Source organism: Brevundimonas sp. Marseille-Q4549, assembly GCF_976940555.1.
In genome coordinates this window covers 1,489,027-1,507,654 of the sequence record NZ_CDRHXG010000001.1, presented here as the reverse complement: position 1 = coordinate 1,507,654, position 18,628 = coordinate 1,489,027, and the positions used below count along the sequence as shown (strand labels likewise).

The window sequence follows — 18,628 nt, the reverse complement described above, 5'->3', positions numbered from 1 at the left end:
CGACCTCAGGGCCTCGGGCCGGGGTCGAAGACGCGGCCCAGGGGATCGATGCGGACCTGGCGGGCCAGCATCTTCTTCAATCCGCTGCCGCTGGAATAGATGTATTTGAAGGGGTCGGTGTCTTGGGGGGCTGCGTCGCGTGCTTTCAGGGCGCCAGCCTCGGTCGCAGCCGCCAGAGTGATCTGACCCGTGCTGGAGAACTTCACCACGCGCAGTATCTGAGTTTCGCCGTCCCGCTCGACAGCCAGCAGATCGTTCTGTCGCAGGCTGAGCACCTTCTTCGCCGCCGGGTGCGGTCGCCGGTCCCCGCTGTCGGGGCGATGGGCGTCGAACATGGAGACGATATCGGCGACCCATTTCCCATCCGGCAGTCGCCACACGTCATAGCGGGCGTTGGAGTCGCCCTTGTAGCCCTTGTAGGGGCGACCTTCCTTGTCGCGGATGGCGATGACGTTCAGCGCCTCATGCACCCGAACGCGGCGAATGCCCTTGAAGATCGGATGCTCCTTGGCGAACCTCGCCAGCGCCTGGTCATAGGGCTTTCCACTCAAATCGCGCGTGGCGGCGAACAGGGCATTGCGCAGGGCCTCGTCGGGAATGCGCGTCGGATCGGCGATGTCGCCGGGCTTCAGGCTGGCGAAGGGCACACGATGCACCACGATGGGCGTCTTGCCGTCGGCAGCGACTTCGCCCGTAAAGCCATAGGCGGTGTCGTTGTGCAGTCGTCCCGCCGTCACGTCACGGTTCGGCGACGGCCGTCCCTTGCGGCCATGATCGGGTTTGTGGCTGACTGTCACCCGGGCCAGCCGATCCTTCAGATCGTCGCGGAACGTGGGCCAGGGCGGGGCCAATTCCTCGAAGATGCGATCCAGTTCCTTTTCCTCGGCGCGGCCCGCGGCGGTCGCGATCCGTTGCATCAGGCCGATGTCCGTCACCGCCGCCACCACGCCGTCGATGGTGTGGTGACGGTGGTCCAGCCGGTTCTTCGGCGCGTTGGAATGGGCGTTTTCGACGTAGTTGTGGTCGGGCAGCAGGCTGTTCAGGCCCCAGACGCGGCGCAGCATGGCCGTCATCCGCCCGGGCAAGGCATAGACGCGGCGGCCTTCGTCGGGCGTGTAGAGGGCGGACAGGTATTTGGCCGTGGCCCGCGACAGATACTGGGTGTCGGTCAGTTGGCGGGCTTCGAAACCTCCGTCCTTTTCCAGTCGTTCGCGCGCGCCGGGGCCGAACCGCCACTGTTTGGAACGATGCATCCGCGCGACCTGGGCGCTGATGATCTCCCAGCGGGCCTCGTCATGGCCCCACTTCTCGTAGGGCGTCTTGTTTCCCTTGGCCCGGTTGCAACTGCGGTGGGCGACAATCTTGTTGCCGGCGCTGTCATCCAGCGACTGGGAATAGGGAATGATGTGGTCGACATCCGCCTCGCCGCTGAACAGGGCGCGGATTCCGATCACTTCGCCGCAGTAGGGGCATCGGCGGTCCAGAGGATTGGATGGGTTCAACTCCTCCCACATCCGTAACACCATCCGGTTGGCGCCGTTGTCGGGAATCCCCTCCGCCTCCAGCTTCTCGCCACGCGCGACAGCGGCGGCGGTGTCGCGCCGAATACGGGCTTCGTGCTTCTTCTTCTCTTCCTCGTTCAACTTCAGTTCGCGGGCCAGTTCGACGACGATCTCGTCGGGACGACCGTGCACCGCGATGACGGCGTTGATCAGCTTTTCCAGTTGCCTCAGCCCGATGTGGACGGTCGGGTTGGTGATCTTGCCGAAGCGACGCTCGTTTTCGTCGCCGTATTCGGCCTTGCCCGGTGCGATCTCGGTGGTCAGGATCTGACCATAGTAGGGCAGCCGGTCCCACACCTCGCCGGTGCGCAGGTCGCTGTGGTGGAAACCCGCCGCCTGGGCGGCCTTGTCATAGGTGACGACGCCGGCCTTCAGCGCCTCGATCAGCCGCCGCGTCGCCGTCTCGCCGAACCGGCCATAGCCTTCGGGCAGGCGCGCCTTGCCCACGGCGACGGCGGCCTCCTCGTCCAGGCCATATTCAGCCTTCAGCCAGTCCAGCAGAACCTCGGGGTTCTCCTCGTTCTGGATCCGGTCGATGATCTTCAGTTGTTCGTCCAGATCGAGGAAGCCCCAGCGGTCGCCGAACCGTTTCTTGTCGGCCAGTTCGGCCCGAACCTCGTCGCCGAGAATATCCTTGCGGGTCTCGCTTTCCTTGTTGAACCGCTCGCCGTCATCCAGTTTGATCAGCTTGCCCAGGGCCGAGAAGCTGGACTTGCGCGTGCTCCGCAGCTTCAGGATCAGGGCGTCGCGCTGGGCCAGGGTCAGGTCGCGATCCGCGGCGCCGGGCGAGACGATCTTGAGGTTGTTCACCTCCTCGTACAGCCGACGCTCCTGGAACAGGGGGTGGGCCTTGGCCAGGCGGCGCTCGTCGTCGGGCACGCCGTTCCAGCCGGCGAAGGTGCATTTGCCGACCTCCTGATCCTTCAGGTCGCGCTGAAAGAACAGGATGCGATGCAGGGCGGCCCGCGTCTCCTCGGTCAGCAGGCCGGGGTGATGCGGCGCCTGAGCGTTCCATATTTCGCCGAACTCAGCCTCGACATGGCGGCGTTGGGGATAGAAGTCATAGCTCTGGTTCTCGCCGCCCATGCGAACACGCTTGGTCTCGCGACCATTCAGAAACTCGCCCAGGGTGCGCGCGCCTGCGTCTTTCATGGCGGCGTCCAGCGCCTTGGCGCCAGTCTCTATCTTGCCGTCCTCGGTCTCCTTGCGGCCGCGCTCGGCCTTGCGGTTCGCCCTGAAGCCACGCCGCTGATTCAGGTGGAACAGGGCGCGGCCGATCTCGTGCGGCTCCAGCCGCTCATCCAGGGCGCGAGCGCGCAGGTCATAGGGATCCTTGACCTCCACCAGCTTGGCCTCGTCGGCGTTTTCAGGCATCAGGCCATGACTGATCAGCGTTTCCAGAAACGCCGAGCGGCGACCCAGGTATCGATCACGCCGACGCCGGGCGGCGCGGGCGTCTCGGCGATCAACGGCGAGGGAGGCGCCGGATTTGGGGTCTCGTCCGTCGGAAAAGATGCGCGAGCCCAGATCGATGATCCGCCCCGTGTCCGTGTTGATCAACGCCCAGCCGATGCTGTTTGTGCCGACGTCGAGTCCCAGACGAATGGGCATGCTCACTCCCCAAGCATTGAAAAGTAGGCGCGTGTCGCACCCGAGCTCACTTTCGACTCTACCAGTGGTGGCAGAGATTTCGCCACCACACAAACAGGGATAGCAAGCTTGACGAAGCTCACCACGACAGCAGAGGCGTACTCCAAAAGCCGAGAGCGGCCCGCAGCCTCAGAGTGCTGCCGCCGACTTCGATCTGAGCCCCCGGTCGGCTGACGTCGATCAGGGGTCCGTTTGACGGCCGCGCCCATTCCGGTTAGATGTACAAATTCAGAAATCGGAGGCTGGCTGTTAGCAAGCAGCTAGACTGCACCAAATAAGGGCGGGGCCACGGCCCCGCCTTTTTCTTTATGGCTGCACGGTGCTGGCGATCTAGCACTGACGTGTCTCCGCTTCAGCCGGCTAAGCCGCTGACCGGAGATCGCATTTCGTGAAACCCCGCGCTTCCAGCGCTCCTGCTTCCCTGCGGACGTGATCCGCCACGCGCACCTGGCTCTATTTCCGGTTCAGTTTGGCTTGGGGACGATCTTTAGAACTTCCTTTCCGCCTCGCTTGACTCCCCCTAGGCGTCAGGGCGCATATAGAACAAATGATGAACATCTACTCTCAGCCTGACGCTCTGGCGGCGCTGAAGACGCGCCTGGAGGCCTTGGATCGGGCCGGCGGTCGTCGCGCCGGCGTGGGCGTGCGCGCGGGAAGCGGCGACGCCTTTGCGCCGGTGGCTGCGGGCGTTCTGCACGACCTCTACGCCGCCGCCCCCGCCGACGCCGTGGCGGTCAACGCCTTTGGCCTGGGCATGGCGCTGGCTGTGGCGGGGGGGCGGCCCATCGTATGGGGTTTGCATGAAATGATGGCGCAGGAGGCGGGGCGACCGCACGGTCCGGGCCTGCATGAGATGGGGCTGTCGCCTCGCGACCTGTTGCTGGTGCGGACGCGCGACGTACAGACCCTGCTGGCCGTGGGCGAGGAGGCGCTGCGCAGCCCCGCCGTCGGCGCCGTGCTGTTGAGCGCCTGGGGCGAGGCCAGGGCCTTCAACCTGACGGCCAGCCGACGACTGGCCCTGGCGGCCGAGACGGGCGGAGGAACCCTGTTCCTGGCGCGCGCAGGCGCCCTGCCCTGCCCCAGTGCGGCCGAGACCCGCTGGTCTGTGGCGTCCTGCGCATCAGAACCTCTGGAAGGCGGAGCGCCGGGGCGGCCGTCTTTTTCGTCGACCCTGCTGCGGCGACGCGACGGCGGGGCGACCGGAACCTGGATCATGGAGTGGGATCGTGAGCAGCGCATCTTCCGTCCACCCTCGCCGCTATCTGGCGGTGTGGTTCCCCTGGCTGCCCAGCGACCGGCTGCAGCGCCAGGCGCAGCGGGACGACGCGCCGCCTGAGGATGCGCCGCCCGTCGTCCTGGCCGAAAAGATCAAGGGCGCGCTGCGGCTGGCCGCCGTCGATCCAGCGGCGGCGCGAGCGGGGCTGGCGCCGGGCCTGCCCCTGGCCGACGCGCAAGCGCGAACTTCCGCCCTGCGCGTCGTGGCCCATCGGCCGGACCTGGACGAGGCCCTGTTGATGCGGGTGCTGGAGGATTTCGGCCGCTTCACCCCCATGATCGCGCTCGATCCACCGCACGGGCTGATGCTGGACGTGACCGGCTGCGCCCATCTGTTCGGTGGAGAAACGAGCCTGATGCAGACGGTCCAGGCGCGGTCCGAACGCGCCGGACTTCAGACACGATGCGCACTGGCCGGCACGCCCCAGATCGCCCGCGTCCTCGCCCGCTTCGGACCTGGCGGCCGGTTCGAGCCCGGCCAGGATCGCGTCGCCGCGCGGCGCCTGCCCGTCGCCGCCCTGGAGCTTTCGGACAAGGAGGACGAGGCCCTGCGTCGCCTGGGCCTGAAGCGACTGGGCGACCTGGACGACCGGTCTCGCGCGCCTCTAGCCGCTCGGTTCGGCGCCGACTTCCCGACCCGACTGGCGCGGGTTCTGGGCGACGAGGACATGCGCATCACCCCGCATCGTCCGCCCGCGTCCGTTGTCGTCGACCGCGTCTTCTTCGAGCCGATCTCCGCGCCTGAAGACATCGAACGGGTTCTGTCCGACCTGCTGATCGAGACCATGGACCGGCTGGATCAGACGGGGCTGGGCGGTCGCGCTTTCGAGGCGGGCTTTTATCGCGTGGACGGAGAGATGCGCCGGATCGTCGTCCGCACCGGCCGTCCAACCCGCGACGTCTCCGCGACCTTGCGGCTGTTTCGCGAGCGGATGGCGGCCCTGGCCGCCCCGCTGAACCCCGGCTTCGGCTTCGATCAGATGCGGATGTCCGTGCCCTGGACCCAGGCTTTGGCGCCGACCCAGCAGGGACTGGAGCGCGAAACCCCCGGCGAGGAGGCTTTCATCCGCCTGATCGACCGGTTGACCGCGCGTCTGGGACCGGAGGCCGTGCTGCGCTTCGAGCCTTTCGCCTCGCACATTCCAGAGCGCGCCGCGCGGCTGGTTCCGGCCGGCGCCCGTCATGGCGACGAGACCTGGCCCGATCTCGATCCCGACGATCCGCCCCTGCGGCCGCTGCAGATGTTCGACCCGCCCCAGCCGGTCGAAACCCTGGCCGAAGTCCCCGACGGCTACCCCCTGAAGTTCCGCTGGCGGCGCGTCCTGCACGAGGTGATACGCGCCGAAGGGCCCGAGCGGATCAGCGGCGAATGGTGGCGCGCGCCGGGTCAGCGCACCCGCGACTATTACCGGGTCGAAGACCGGGACGGCCGCCGTTTCTGGCTGTTCCGCCAGGGTCTCTATGGCGAGACGTCGGAGCCGCGCTGGTTCATCCACGGCCTGTTCGCATGAGCGCGACCCTGAACGCCCTGAATCCTGGCGACGCCTATGCCGAACTGGCGGCGGCCAGCAACTTCTCCTTCCTGCGCGGCGCCTCGCATCCCAAGGACCTGGTGCTGACGGCGATTCTGCGCGGTCACGCCGGGCTGGGGCTGGCCGACCGCAACACCATGGCGGGCGTGGTGCGGGCCTGGAGCGCGCTGAAGACGCTTCGCGTCGAAGGTCTGGCGCCGCCGGACAGGATGCGCGACGGCGGCAGTCCCGGCGAGATCGCCTTCGTCGAGGATCCGCTGAACGATCCGGCCCTGTCCGAAGAGGTGAAACAGCGCGCGGCGGACTTCCGCCTGCTGACCGGAACGCGGCTGATCTTCAACGACGGGACGCCGGACGTCATCGTCTATCCCGAGACGCGGGCGGGCTGGGGCCGACTGACGCGTCTGCTGACCCTGGGCAACCGTCGGGCGAAGAAGGGCGAATGCGAGATCGGCCTGCGTGACCTGTTGGCTGATCCCGAAGGCCTGCTGCTGATCCTCGTCCCGCCGGACCGGCTGACGGGGCTGGAGGCGGTGCTGACCCGCATGAACGCGGCGGCGCCGGGCGCAGTCTGGCTGGGCGCCGTCCTGCACAGGCGCGGCGGCGACCGGCGCCGGCTGGCGCGGCTCAAGGCCATAGCGGAGCGAGCAGACGTTCCCCTGCTGGCGCTGAACGACGTCCTCTACGCCGCCCCCGAAGACCGAGATCTGCAGGACGTCCTGACCTGCATCCGCGAAGGCGCGACCATCGAAACCGCCGGCCGTCGGCTGGAAGCCAATGCCGAGCGTTGGCTGAAGCCGGTGGACGAAATGGCCCGCCTGTTCAAAGACGCGCCTGAGGCGGTGGCCGAGACGACCGCCTTCCTGTCGCGCGCGACCTTCGATCTGAGCGATCTGAAGTATGAATACCCCGAGGAACCCGTGCCGCCGGGCGAAACACCTCAGGGCTGGCTGGAAGAACTGGTGCGTCGCCGCACCCTCCTCCGTTATCCGGACGGCGCGTCGACCAAGGTCACGGCCCTGCTTGCGAAGGAGCTGGCCTTCATCGCCGATCGCAGCCTGGCCCCCTATTTCCTGACCATCCACGACATCGTTCGCACGGCCGAGGACAAGGGCATCCTGTGCCAGGGACGCGGATCAGCCGCCAACTCGGCGGTCTGCTACGTCCTGGGGATCACCAGCGTCGATCCGGCCCGCCACGACCTGTTGTTCGAGCGGTTCCTGTCCTCCAACCGCGACGAGCCGCCCGACATCGACGTGGACTTCGAGCACGAGCGGCGCGAGGAGATCATCCAATACGTCTATGATCGCTATGGCCGCCATCGCGCCGGCATCGCCGCCACCGTCATCCGCTATCGTCCCCGCAGCGCCATCCGCGAAGTCGGCAAGGTCCTGGGCCTGACCGAGGACGTCACCGCGCGCCTGGCCTCGACCCAGTGGGGCAGTTGGGGTTCCGAGATCAGCGGACGCCAGATCGAACAGGCCGGTCTGGACGCCGCCAATCCGATGGTCGACCGCGCCGTGCGCATGGCGACGCGCTTGCTCGGCTTCCCGCGTCACCTGTCCCAACACGTCGGCGGCTTCGTCCTGACCCAGGGACGATTGGACGAGACCGTCCCCATCGGCAACGCAGCCATGCCGGATCGCACCTTCATCGAGTGGGACAAGGACGACATCGACGCCCTGGGCCTGATGAAGGTCGACGTCCTGGCTCTTGGGATGCTGACCTGCATCCGTAAGGCCTTCGATCTGATGAAGGTCCATTCGGGCGTCGAGCACGACCTCGCCTCCGTCCCGCCGGAGGAACCCGAGGTCTACGACATGCTGTGCCGGGGCCAGTCCATCGGCGTCTTCCAGGTCGAGAGCCGCGCCCAGATCAACATGCTGCCCCGGCTGAGGCCGCGAGAGTTCTATGATCTGGTGATCCAGGTCGCCATCGTTCGTCCCGGCCCGATCCAGGGGGACATGGTCCACCCCTATCTGCGCCGCCGCAACGGCGTGGAAGAGGTTCACTATCCTCCGCCCGGCCGCCTTTATGGTCCGCCTGACGAGCTGGAGCAGGTGCTGCACCGGACCCTGGGCGTGCCCCTGTTCCAGGAGCAGGCGATGAAGGTCGCCATGGTCGCCGCCCGCTTCTCTGACGCCGAGGCCAACGGCCTGCGCAAGGCCATGGGCACGTTCCGGGGCGACGGGACCCTGCATACCTATGAGGACCGCATGGTCGGGCGGATGATCGCGCGCGGCTATGATCCTGACTTCGCGCGGCGCTGCTTCGAACAGATCAAGGGCTTCGGCTCCTACGGCTTTCCCGAAAGCCACGCCGCCAGTTTCGCCCGGCTGGTCTATGTCTCTTCATGGATCAAGCATCGCCACCCGGCGGCCTTAGCCTGCGCCCTGCTGAACAGCCAGCCCATGGGCTTCTACGCCCCCGCCCAGATCGTGCGCGAGGCGCAGGAGGTCGGCGGGGTCGAGGTGCGCCCCATCGACGTCTCACACAGCGATTGGGACAACAGCCTGGAAGGCCCCGCAGCCGCCCCCGTTCTGCGTCTGGGTTTGCGCCAGATCGACGGCTTCAAGGAGGATTGGGCCAAGGCTCTGTCGGCGGCGCGAGCCGCGGCGCCCTTCGCCGATATCGAAACCCTGGCAAGGCGGGCTGAACTGCCCGCCGCAGCCATGCGCAAACTGGCCGACGCCGACGCCTTCCGCTCATTGGGCCAGGACCGGCGCGAGGCCCTGTGGGTGGTGCGCCGCCTGCCCGACGACGATCCCCTGCCCCTGTTCGCCGCCGCCGAGGCGCGCGAGCGCGGCGCCCGCGAACTGGGCGCGGAGCCCGACGCCCATCTGCCCTTGATGCCGCTGGGCGAACATGTCGCTGCCGACTATCAGACGGCGCGCCTGTCGCTGAAGGCCCATCCCATGGCCATTCTGCGTCCCGTCTTCGCCGCCGAATCGGTGCTGACCTGCGCCGCCACCGAGGCCAAGCGCGGCGGTTCCCTAATACAGGTCGCCGGCGTGGTTCTGGTGCGTCAGCGACCGGGCAAGGGCAACGCCGTCTTCGTCACCCTGGAGGACGAGACCGGCATCACCAATGTCGTTCTCTGGACGCGGATGCTTGATCAGTTCCGCCGCGAAATCATGGGCGCCCGCCTGATGCAGGTCGAGGGCGTGGTCGAGAAAAGCCCTGAAGACGTCGTCCACGTCGTCGCCCGCCGTGTCATCGACCGCAGCGCCGAACTGTCGCGCTTGTCGCAAGACCACGAAACCGACATCCAGCTGGCCCGCGCCGACATCATCGCCCACCCGCAACCGTCCCGACAACCGCCGCATCGACACCCCCGCGACGTGCGTATCCTGCCGGGATCTCGGGATTTCCACTAACCTTTTCCGGCGTGGCTGGATTGCCGCCCAAGCCTTCGCTGCGCAGGCAAGCGCCCTGGTCGGCGGTCCAGCCTGAGATCGACCCGATCCGGCAAAATCCGCCTTCAGCTAACTAGGTCGCCGGTGCCGAGCCCCGACTGTCGTCGCAACTTGCGTGGCGCAAGATGTCCGGCACCAGAACGACGGGCGCCGCGCCATGGTCCGCGCGCGGCGCCAGCCGGAATTCTGCGCCGGCGACGCGCCGGGCGGCGGTCCAGGCCTCGATGCGGGCACGCATGTCGCGGCCCGTCTCCAGTTCGCCGCAACCCACCATCAGGTCCGGCGAGCCATTGACGGCGTCCGGCGTGCGCCACCACAGCGACGGGCTGATGCTGGCCCAGCGGGCGAACAGATCGGGGCGCGTCTCCAGCGTCTCCAAGACGAACAGCCCAGCCAGGGAATGTCCGAACAGGGTCAGGCGGGTGCGATCGATCGCGACAGAGCCGGTCGCCTCGGGCAGAACAGCCTCGTCCAGAAACCGGCAGAACGCGTCTGCGCCGCCGCCGGGGCGCGCGCCGTCGATCTGGGCGCAGGGAAAGGTCGTGAAATCCAGCCCCCGCTGGTCCTCGACGGCGCCCTGATCGGCGCGATGCGCCAGGGCCAGGACGACCATCGGCCCCACGCCGGTCTTCTCGCGCCGGCGCGCCAGGATCGACGCGGCCCCCGCGAAGATGTCGAAGAACCGCTCGCCGTCCAGGACGACCAGACACGGCCAGCCGTTCTTCGGCGGCTCGCCTTCGGGCGCATACCGCATCAGGTCGAACCGCCGGCTGCCGGGACCGACCAGCGTGCGGACGCGACGGCCCGGCGGCGCCCAGGGAGTCCAGTCGGAAGAAGCGGAAGGATTCATCGCAACCATCCTAGCCCATCGGGACCGGGTGTTGTAATGCGACGCAATCCCATCATGGAAATTCCCCTTCCCGCCACCGACACGCTCGACGTTCTCAATCAGCACCACCGACAGCGAATGCGACGGCGGGGCCTGCTGGCGATCCTGGCGGTCGCCTGTCTTGCAGCCCTGGCGCTGGACGCCGCGACCGGACCTTCGGGAATGTCACCCTGGCGGATCGTCACTGGCTTGTTCCGACCGGACCTCCTGACGCCGGGCGAGGCGGCCATCGTCTGGCAGATTCGTCTGCCCTACGCCCTGACCGCCGTCCTGGTGGGCGCGGCCCTGGCGCTGTCAGGCGCGGAAATGCAGACAGTGCTGAACAATCCGCTGGCCAGCCCTTTCACCCTAGGCGTCTCCGCCGCCGCCGCCTTCGGCGCCTCGCTGGCGATCGTGCTGGGCCTTGGCCTGCCCTTCCTGCAGCAGGACGCAGTGGTGGCGCTGAACGCCTTCGTCTTCGCCTTCGGATCGGTTCTGCTGCTCCAGGCCATGGCGCGGGCGCGGCGGGGCGGAGTGCAGAGCATCGTGCTGTTCGGCATCGCCCTGGTTTTCGCCTTCAACGCCCTGACGGCGCTGGTGCAATTCATCGCCTCGCAGGAGGCGCTTCAGCAGCTCGTGTTCTGGACCATGGGATCGCTTTCGCGATCCAGTTGGCGTTCGGTCGCCGCGATGGCGGTCGTCCTGGCCGCGGCCGGGCCCTTCTCCTGGGCCGCCGCCCGTGCGCTGACGGCGCTGCGGCTGGGCGAAGACCGCGCCGCCAGCGCCGGGGTCGACGTGGGGCGGTTGCGGTTCCTGTCTCTGCTGAGGGCCAGCCTGCTGTCGGCCGCCGCCGTGGCCTTCGTCGGCGTGGTCGGCTTCATCGGCCTGGTGGGGCCGCACATCGCCCGGCTGCTGGTGGGCGAGGACCACCGCCTCTATCTGCCGGGCAGCGTGTTGAGCGGCGCCCTGCTGATGTCGCTGGCCTCGGCCCTGTCCAAGAGCCTGGTGCCCGGCGCGCTTCTGCCCGTCGGGGTGGTCACGGCGGTGATCGGCGTGCCGGCCTTCCTGATCCTGATCTTCCGCAGCGGGGCGCGGGGATGAACCTGACCGTAGAGGCGCTGACCGTCCGCTACGGCGACCGGACTATCCTGCGGGACCTGTCGCTTCAGCCGCTGCATGCCGGCCATGTGACCTCTCTCGTCGGGCCGAACGGCGCGGGCAAGAGCACCCTGTTGCGCGCCGTCGCCGGCCTGCTGCCCGCCACAGGAGCGGTTCGGCTGGGCGATGTCGTGCTCTCAGGTCTGTCGGTCGCCGAACGTGCGCGACACGTCGCCTACATGCCCCAAACCCTGCCGCACGACGTGGCGCTGACGGTGCTGGAGACGGTGATCGCCGCGCTGGAGGCCTCGCCGTCCGCCGTCGGCGCGCAGCGGGCGGAGCAACGCGCCCTGGCGGCGCTGGAACGAGTGGGCGCGCAGGATCTGGCGCTGAAGCGGCTGGACCGGCTGTCGGGCGGCCAGCGGCAGATCGCCGGTCTGGCTCAAGCCATCGTGCGTGAGCCGCGCGTGCTGCTGCTGGACGAACCGACCAGCGCCCTGGACCTGCGTCATCAGTTGGAGGTGTTCCGCCTGGCCCAGGCCTACGCGCGCGACAATGCGGCCGTCGTGGTCATCGTCCTGCACGACCTTCAGGCGGCGGCCCGAGTGTCGGATCATATGGTCGTGCTGACGCCGGGCCGGGTGCGGGTCGAGGGCGCGCCCAATGTCGCGATCACCCCGACGACCCTGGCCGATGTCTGGCAGGTGCGCGCGCGGGTCGAGCCCTGCCAGCAGGGCCAGATCCAGGTGATGGTGGACGACGTCCTCTAGCTGCGCGCCGTGACGATCCAGGCCGCCCCCTCGATCACCACCCCCTCGGGCGCGACCTTGCAGGCGTAGGCCGCTCGGACCGCCGCCAGCGCCCGCGTCGCGGTCGCTGCGTCGCATCCCTTCAACGCCCGCTCCAGCGGGCCGACGGAGACGGCGTTGTCCACCGCATCGTCGATTGCGTCGTCTGGCGTCTCGCCCACGCCGAAGACGATCGGATGGTCGAAGGGCCGGATGTCGATGTCGATGAAACCGGCCTGGTCGAGAATGTCTTGCACCCGGCGACGGTCGCCGAAGGCGAAGGGACCAGGCGCATCGGGACCTGGCGGAGGCGGCGGCGGAACGATGTCGCGGATCGCGCCCATGGGCAGGCGGGTCCAATCGTTCTCCGCCGCGCCGCGCCAGCAGACGAAGGCCAGCCGCCCGCCGGGCTTCATCGCCGAGCGGATGTTGCGAAAGGCGGCGATGGGCTGATCGAAGAACATCACGCCGAAGCGCGAGACGACCAGATCGAAATCCCGTGCGAAGGCCGCCGTCGCTGCGTCGGCGAGGCGGAACTCGACAGCGGGGGTCCGATTCCGCGCCAGGATCTCCGCACGCGCCAACAGCGCCCTGGAAATATCCAGACCGACGACGCGACCGTCATGACCCACGCGGTCGGCCAGGTCGAAGGCGGAGGCGCCGGCGCCGCAACCGACATCCAGCGCCCGTTCGCCTTCCCGCGGCTCTGCGGCGGCGATCAACGCCTCCCCGAAAGGCGCCAGCATGCGGTCGAGCCGCGCCTGATTGGCGACCCAGCGGTCGCCGTTCGGACCGTCCCAATCTAACGGACGGGCGGGCTCGACAGACATGGCGGCCTAACTCAGGGACGGATCAGGGTCACGGTGTCGCCGGCCGGATCAACCGGGACTGGCGTGCCCGCCGGGGCGTTGCGGGGCAGGCCGCGCGCCTTGTTGGTCACATAGACGGCGTGGCTTTGCGGATCGACGGCGATGGTCTGCGGATAGGTGCCGGTCTGGAGATTGGCCAGAACCGCATAGTCGGCGCCGTTGACCACCGTGACGGTGCCCGCCTGACGGTTGGCGACATAGATGCGGTCTTTGCCGGCGTCATAGGCGACGCTGAGCGCGCCCTCCCCTGTCGGAACCTTCTTGATGACGGAGCCGTCGGCCGCGTTCATGACGGTCAGGTCGCCCGAACCCTGGCTGGCGACAAACAGGCGGCCGCCGCGCGCGTCATAGGCCACATTGGTCGGACGCTCGCTTTGGGTCGGCCAGCGCGCCGTGGTCTGGCCGGTCGCAAGATCGATCACGCCGACATCGCCCGAACTCATGCCGGTGACGAACAGGCGATTTCCTGTCGCATCCAGCGCCGCGCCGGTCAGGCCGCCGACCGTCGCGTCGATCTTGCGTTCCAGCGCGTTGGTCGCGCCGTCGACCACCCAGACCTGGTTCGGGCGGCTGCTGTCGCCGGCGTCGCCGCCGACGATGGTGACATAGGCCTTGTTGCGCGCTTCATCGACCACGACCTCGCGGACGTGGGCGGAATCGTTGTCGCCATCGGTGATCTGGGCTGCCACGCGCCCCCCTCGGACGTCGATGGCGACCAGGGCGCCCGTGCGGGTCGCCGTGCCGTAAAGCGTTTGGGTGCGGTTGTTGAAGCCCAAGCCGTAGACCCCGTTCTCTCCCAGGGTGATCGGCACGCCCGGCGTCAGGTCGGCGTTCAGGCGGGCGACGGCGGCGCTGTTCTCACCGCGCGGGCCGACGGCGGCGACCAGCAGGGTGCTGTCGGCGGGGTTGAACACGATCTCATACACGCCGCCCGGCGCGACCTTGACGGACTTTTCGACGGTCTGGGCCTGCGAGGGGGCGGCGGCCAGGGCTAGGGCGGCGACGGCCGCGCCGGCCCCGATCAAGGTGCGAAAGATGGTCATGACGTCTGTTTCCTTTTCGGGGGATGGGGTCAGGCGGTCTTCAGGTCGGCCCAGTAGTCGCCGCGATAGGGCACGGCGAGGAAACGGGCGTTGATCTCGTCTAGGGTGGCGCGGGGGTTCAGGTCGCCGAACAGTTCGGGGTGGATCCATTTGGCCAGAACCTCCACCGCGACGACGTCGATGGGTGAGTTGATCAGCTGGTGCGACAGGCCGTGGGTTCGCCCCTCGCGCACCGCCTTCAGCGTGGAGATGCCCCGGCGCCCGGCGACGCGGCGCAGGCCGGCCTGGGACTGTTCGGGGGTGAAGCCCGGACCCACGACAAAGCCGCCAGCCTTCGCCAGATGAGGGCCGCCGGTGACGATATAGACATCGGGATCGCGCTGGATGACGTATTCCAGGTTCAGCTTTCCAGTGGGCTGGTCCAGCACGTCGGCTCCGATGTTCCGGCCGCCGACGAAGGCGATGTAGTCACCAATGTTGCCCTTGCCGGGCGAGGCGCAGCAGTCCGGGTTGATCATGGCGTGCGGCTCCAGGAAGACCGTCGGCCGCTGATCCTGCGGAATAGTCGCCACGCGCTGTGAGATGTGGTCCAGCCGCGTCTTCTTGAACGCGTTGAAGGCCTCGGCCTGTTCGGCTCGTCCGATCAACCCACCCAGCAGAGCCAGGCTGCGCGCCTGGTTCGCGAACGGGTGGGCGAAGAAGTCGATGAAGGCGACGGAAATCCCCGCCCCTTCAAGTTGAGCCGCCTGTTCGTCGGACGGGCCGGAATCGAGCGACACCACCGCCGTCGACGGCCGGGCGGCCAATACGGCCTCGGCGTTGAAGGCCTGACCCGATTGGGCGATCTTGGGCACGCTGGCCAGGGTGGGGAATTTCTCCACGAAGCCGGCGTACATCTCCGGGCCGATGCGGTTGATGTCGCCGCTCCAGGCCGCCAGCAACGACACAGGGTCGGGGTGGATCAGCGACAGGGCGATCAGATAGCGGCCGTCGTCGATGCTCAGCTTGCCGCCGTCGCCCAGCGGCCGCACCGGCCGACCGCGCAGGTCCTTGAGCCCCGCCCCGCCTGCGGACGGTTCAATCCGTCCACAGGCCGACAGCAGGGCCAGACCGCCCAAGGCGACCAGGGTCGAACGGCGCGACAGGGTCGAAACGGACGATGTCTTCATGGGCGGTCTTCTCATCATGGATGCTCGCCGGGCGCGGGGGCGACTTCGGCCAGGGACAGAAGCGTCGGAACCAGAGAGGCGCCCAGCATCCCGCCATGGCCCTGCCCCGGCAGTTGACCGTAGCGGACGTCCACGCCCGCGCCAGCCAATTGCGTCGCCAGATCTTGCGTGGCGCCGCGGGGCACCGAGGTCCACATCGGATGCGTGTGCGGCCGGCTGGAACGGCCAGCGATCTCTTCTTCGCCGACAAGCAGAGTCAGGGACAGGTTGGGACGCGAGGGTCGCGCCAGGAAGGGCGCCACGTCGTTCAGCACCGCGCCATAGCCCCACCACAGCGAAGGACTGGCCGCGACGAAGGCGTGATAGGCCTCTGGGCGTGTCAGGGCGGCGTGCAACACGCACAGCCCGCCATAGGAATGACCCCAGATCAGACTGCGCGCCGGATCGACGGCGACGCGGCGAGCGACCTCCGGGCCGATGCGGTCCTGCAGCAGGGTCAGAAAGGCGTCGGCCCCCCCGCCCGGCCGCCCGGCCGGATCGACGGCCGGGCCGTCCGCGGGTTGCGGGGTGTAGTCGAAGGCGCGGGCCAGAACGTCGAACTGCCGGTCCCCTTCGTAGCCGACGGCGACGATGACCGGCGGATCACCCGCATCCAGCCGCGCCAGCAAGCCTTCGTCGATCCGGGCCAGGGCGGCGTCGCCGTCCAGCAGCCACGCGACCGGATAACCGGCGGCCGGGGCGGCCTTTCTCGGGGTCGCGATCCAGATGCGATAGACGCGTGCGCCGTCTTCCGATGTCACGGACAGTCGTTCGAACCGATAATAGGCCGAGCCGACATCGGCCACGGTCGGCTCCGTCCTCGGCGCTTGAGCAGGCTGGGCCAGCGCGGGGGCGGCGGCCAGAGCCACAAGGCCGGCGACGGCGATGAAGACCAGACGTCGCATCAGAAGCTGTAGTTCACGCCGATCCAGCCGCGACGCCCATCACCCTGGAAGTCGTAGTCGGCGACGTTGATCGCCTCGTCGCCCAGATTATAGACGCCCGCCTTCAGGCTGACGGCGGGGGTCACATGCCAGTTCGCGCCGATGTCGACGGTGGTGTAGCTGGGATAGCGCCGCCCGACCTGGGTCGCGCCGTTCAGGATCGGCTGGCCGTTCGTTCCCACCCGCAGGCCCGCGTTCAGCTCCGCCCCGTGATAGTTGACCGCACCCCACAGGTTCAGACGCTCGGTGACGTCATAGTCGGCGCGCAGATTGGCCATATGTTCGGGCGTGCGCGACAGCGGCAGACCCTTGTAGGTCCCCGACTTCTGTTCGGAGTCGGTATAGGTATAGCCCGCCTTCAGCCCCAGCCGGTCGATGGGCCGCCAGCGTCCCGACAGCTCGACGCCCTGCAGATCGGCGTCTTGAAGATTATACCAATAATACAGGCGATAGTTGGGGTTCTCGCTCCAGCGCGCGATGGTCCCGTTCGCATTATAGACCAGGGCGCTGTCGATCTTGTCCTTGAAGGCGGTGCGGAAGACGGTGGCGCTGGCCGACAGGGTCGTGGACGGATTCCACAACACGCTGATCTCGTAGTTGGTGCTGGTTTCCGGCGCGATGTTCGGATCGCCCAGGATGACGCCGCAGGTGCCGTTCGGCCCGACCGAACAACTGGCGCCGCCCGTGGTGTAGGCATAGCCCTGGGCCACCTGGCGCAGTTCAGGCGCTCGGAAGCCGGTGGAGACCCCGCCCTTGATGGTCCAGGCCTCGGCCGGCGTCCAGACGGCGTACAGACGCGGGCTCCAGTGCGAGCCATAGCGTTCGTGATCGTCGAACCGCAGACCGGCGGTCAGGGCCAGACGCGCGTTCAGCCGCCATTCGTCCTCGACGAACAGGGCGCGCTGCCAGACGGTGAAGGTGCCGGGCTGGGTCGCGCTGACGCCGGGGTTCAGGTCGACCAGCTTGTTCTCGACATACTGGCCGCCCACGACCAGTTGGTGGTCGCCCAACGGCGATCCCTCCAGCGGAATGTTGAACAGGGCGTCATAGACGGTGTTGGTCAGCTCCGGAGCACGGGCGTCCTGGGTGAAGGTCCCGGACCGACGGGTGAAGGTCTCACGCTTGGTCTGCTCGCGCAGCACCGACAGGGCGCTGGTCCCCCAGTCCCACCGCCCGTTCCAACCCAGCGACGCGGCCGTCCGCTCGTTGGTGTTGTAGTTGGAGGCGGCTGTGGGGGCCAAGGTCGCACCGGCCGTGTTCTCGCGCCGGACATCGGTGCGATCGACCTGCAGCAACACCTCGTGGTCGGTGTTGGGCGTCCAGGCCAGACGCCCGGTCAGGTTCCAGTCCTCGCCGCCGTTGACGCCGCCCAGGATATGATCCTCGTCGCGCTTATAGGTGCGGCCCCAGATTTGCGCCCCCAGCACGCCGTCCACCAGCGGTCCGGCCAGATATCCCTGAGCCTGACGCCAGTCGCCGGACACGTCCTTTTCCTGGACGATGTAGTCGCCGCCGATGGAACCGCCCCAACGGTCGGGCACCTTCTTGGTGATGATGTTGATCACGCCGCCGATGGCGTCCGATCCATACAGCGACGACATCGGTCCGCGCACCACCTCGATCCGCTCGACGGCGCCCGACGGCGGGGTGAAGCTTTGTTCGAAGCCGGCGTTGCCGTTGACCCGGCTGTCGCGCGTGGACTGACGCTTTCCGTCCACCAAAATCAGGGTGTAGCTGCCCGGCAGGCCGCGCATATAGATGTCCTGATTGTTCGACCCGCCGCTGACCGACACCCCCTCCACGTCCCGCAGCGCATCGGTCAGGTCCGCATTCGGCCGATTGGCCAGGGTCTCGGCCGTCACCACCGAAATCGACGCCGGCGCCTCCACCACCCGCTGCGCGCGGGTGCTGGCCGTGACCACCACGTCCTCCAGCGCCGCCGGTTGCTGGTTCTGCGCCAAGGCGAAACCGGGCGCGGCGAGAGCGGTGAACGTCAGCAGGGTGATAGGGTAGCGCATTGGAAATCCTCGATCTGACCGCACCGCTTAATGCGATTGGTTCTCAAGATCAAGAACGGCAGTATGGCTCGCTGTGGCCGAGGCCAGGGCGCGAGCCGTTATTTTCGTTTCACGCTCAAGTATCGACGACGTCGAGGAGTTGATGGCCGAGCGAGAAATCCGGCCTAGCCGCGAGGCAATCCGGTGCTGAATGATGAAGTTCCAGCCGCTGACCGCCGTCAATCCGAGACGGCGACACCACTCCCCCAACAGTCACCCCGGCGCTGAGTTGCCGAGACGCCTCCTGCGCGACACTGAGTTCATCCAAATTTTATCGCGACGGAAAAACTCTCATCGTGCCGAGCGGCTGAACGTAGA

General features: G+C 67.9%; 12 protein-coding genes. 5 read left to right on the top strand and 7 right to left on the bottom strand.

Going from position 1 to position 18,628, the window contains the following annotated elements:
- Nucleotides 1-5 precede the first annotated feature (5 nt).
- Complete coding sequence (gene cas9 / locus ACWPV3_RS07420) at nucleotides 6-3,173, bottom strand: type II CRISPR RNA-guided endonuclease Cas9 (RefSeq protein WP_453977442.1); 3,168 nt, start codon at nucleotides 3,171-3,173, stop codon at nucleotides 6-8.
- 589 nt (nucleotides 3,174-3,762) lie between these two features.
- Here cas9 and ACWPV3_RS07415 point away from each other — a divergent pair.
- The 3 genes from ACWPV3_RS07415 to ACWPV3_RS07405 are packed head-to-tail and all read left to right on the top strand — an operon-like array spanning nucleotide 3,763 to nucleotide 9,396.
- Complete coding sequence (locus ACWPV3_RS07415; RefSeq protein ID WP_453977441.1) at nucleotides 3,763-4,548, top strand: ImuA family protein; 786 nt, start codon at nucleotides 3,763-3,765, stop codon at nucleotides 4,546-4,548.
- On the top strand, nucleotides 4,439-5,998 hold the full coding sequence (locus ACWPV3_RS07410; RefSeq protein ID WP_453977440.1) for a Y-family DNA polymerase: 1,560 nt from the start codon (nucleotides 4,439-4,441) through the stop codon (nucleotides 5,996-5,998). The genes ACWPV3_RS07415 and ACWPV3_RS07410 overlap by 110 nt, the downstream gene beginning before the upstream one ends.
- On the top strand, nucleotides 5,995-9,396 hold the full coding sequence (locus ACWPV3_RS07405) for an error-prone DNA polymerase (protein ID WP_453977439.1): 3,402 nt from the start codon (nucleotides 5,995-5,997) through the stop codon (nucleotides 9,394-9,396). The genes ACWPV3_RS07410 and ACWPV3_RS07405 overlap by 4 nt, the downstream gene beginning before the upstream one ends.
- A 112-nt stretch (nucleotides 9,397-9,508) precedes the next feature.
- On the opposite strand, the gene ACWPV3_RS07400 is transcribed toward ACWPV3_RS07405, so the two are convergent.
- On the bottom strand, nucleotides 9,509-10,285 hold the full coding sequence (locus ACWPV3_RS07400; RefSeq protein WP_453977438.1) for an alpha/beta hydrolase: 777 nt from the start codon (nucleotides 10,283-10,285) through the stop codon (nucleotides 9,509-9,511).
- A gap of 54 nt (nucleotides 10,286-10,339) precedes the next feature.
- Here ACWPV3_RS07400 and ACWPV3_RS07395 point away from each other — a divergent pair, with 54 nt between their 5' ends.
- Together ACWPV3_RS07395 and ACWPV3_RS07390 are read left to right on the top strand one after the other, a co-directional pair.
- Complete coding sequence (locus tag ACWPV3_RS07395) at nucleotides 10,340-11,404, top strand: FecCD family ABC transporter permease (RefSeq protein WP_453977437.1); 1,065 nt, start codon at nucleotides 10,340-10,342, stop codon at nucleotides 11,402-11,404.
- Nucleotides 11,401-12,171 (top strand): ABC transporter ATP-binding protein, encoded by a 771-nt coding sequence (locus ACWPV3_RS07390; RefSeq protein WP_453977436.1) that lies wholly within the window; start codon nucleotides 11,401-11,403, stop codon nucleotides 12,169-12,171. Before ACWPV3_RS07395 ends, ACWPV3_RS07390 begins: the two co-directional genes overlap by 4 nt.
- Here ACWPV3_RS07390 and ACWPV3_RS07385 read toward each other — a convergent pair.
- From ACWPV3_RS07385 to ACWPV3_RS07365, 5 genes are read right to left on the bottom strand one after another with little or no spacing between them, the layout of a single operon-like run.
- On the bottom strand, nucleotides 12,168-13,019 hold the full coding sequence (locus ACWPV3_RS07385) for a class I SAM-dependent methyltransferase (RefSeq protein ID WP_453977435.1): 852 nt from the start codon (nucleotides 13,017-13,019) through the stop codon (nucleotides 12,168-12,170). The genes ACWPV3_RS07390 and ACWPV3_RS07385 overlap by 4 nt on opposite strands.
- An 11-nt stretch (nucleotides 13,020-13,030) precedes the next feature.
- Entirely contained in the window at nucleotides 13,031-14,101 is a 1,071-nt protein-coding gene (locus ACWPV3_RS07380; RefSeq protein WP_453977434.1) for a YncE family protein, read from the bottom strand.
- A gap of 29 nt (nucleotides 14,102-14,130) precedes the next feature.
- Nucleotides 14,131-15,270 carry an ABC transporter substrate-binding protein gene (locus ACWPV3_RS07375; RefSeq protein ID WP_453977433.1) on the bottom strand — a complete coding sequence of 380 codons (1,140 nt, stop codon included), beginning with the start codon at nucleotides 15,268-15,270 and terminating at the stop codon, nucleotides 14,131-14,133.
- A gap of 14 nt (nucleotides 15,271-15,284) precedes the next feature.
- A complete protein-coding gene (locus ACWPV3_RS07370) occupies nucleotides 15,285-16,214 on the bottom strand; it encodes an alpha/beta hydrolase (RefSeq protein WP_453977432.1) in 930 nt (309 codons plus the stop codon).
- On the bottom strand, nucleotides 16,214-18,271 hold the full coding sequence (locus ACWPV3_RS07365; RefSeq protein ID WP_453977431.1) for a TonB-dependent receptor domain-containing protein: 2,058 nt from the start codon (nucleotides 18,269-18,271) through the stop codon (nucleotides 16,214-16,216). The genes ACWPV3_RS07370 and ACWPV3_RS07365 overlap by 1 nt, the downstream gene beginning before the upstream one ends.
- Nucleotides 18,272-18,628: the final 357 nt, after the last annotated feature.